This is a genomic window from Oleiphilus sp. HI0067 (assembly GCF_001635735.1).
Window position 1 is genome coordinate 1 of record NZ_LWFI01001317.1, and the last position, 733, is coordinate 733.

Genomic DNA, 733 nt, shown 5'->3' on the forward strand with positions numbered 1-733 from the left:
CTTCCCTTCAGAGCCTTGATAGCGCTTCAAGACATCAACATGACCATAATTTCCGGTGGCGTCATTAGACCACGTTTTCCGACTCAAGCTTTGATCTGACAACAGTACTTTTATAGATTCTGTTACCAAATGCGTATCTTCTTGAGTGATATTTACATCACCTTTAAAACGATCAAACAATCTCTCTTCTGCGCTGGCTAGAAAATCAAACGGCGTAGTAATAATGCCTTTTAAAACCCCTTTCACTGCGCCCTTTCCGGCCTCTTCTGAGATATCCTTGGCTGTCGCAACCACTTTTTCAACTCGTGAGAGATAGCTAGGAATCTCAGCACGTGTTTTTTCAACCTGGTCTAATACTTCAGGAACCAAAGGAGCAATTTCCTTAACGGTTTGATTAGTCTGGTTCACGGTAGCGACCGCATTGTATGCGGTTTTGAGAACAAGCGGTAATTGAGCACTCACCTCTTGAATCCGAGTATCAATCGCATCGACCCGAGACAGTACATCCGGCAAGGTCGCTCGTATAGTTTCTACCTCGGTCATTATCTCAGGCACTAACTCACGATAAGCTTTAGCTTCTTCCAACACATTTGGAATAGAAGCATTCACTTTATTCACTGTTGCTAGAACATCAGGGATCTGAGAGGTAATCGGTTCAACAGTCTGACTGCTTTTATCAAGTTGCTCGAGAATTTCTGGCACCTGATCTACAACACGAATTAATGCATAACTG

General features: G+C 43.2%; 1 protein-coding gene. It reads right to left on the reverse strand.

The features are described from left to right. Positions 1 to 733 (reverse strand): hypothetical protein (locus A3739_RS30155; RefSeq protein ID WP_068502610.1); only part of this gene is annotated, 733 nt, incomplete at both ends.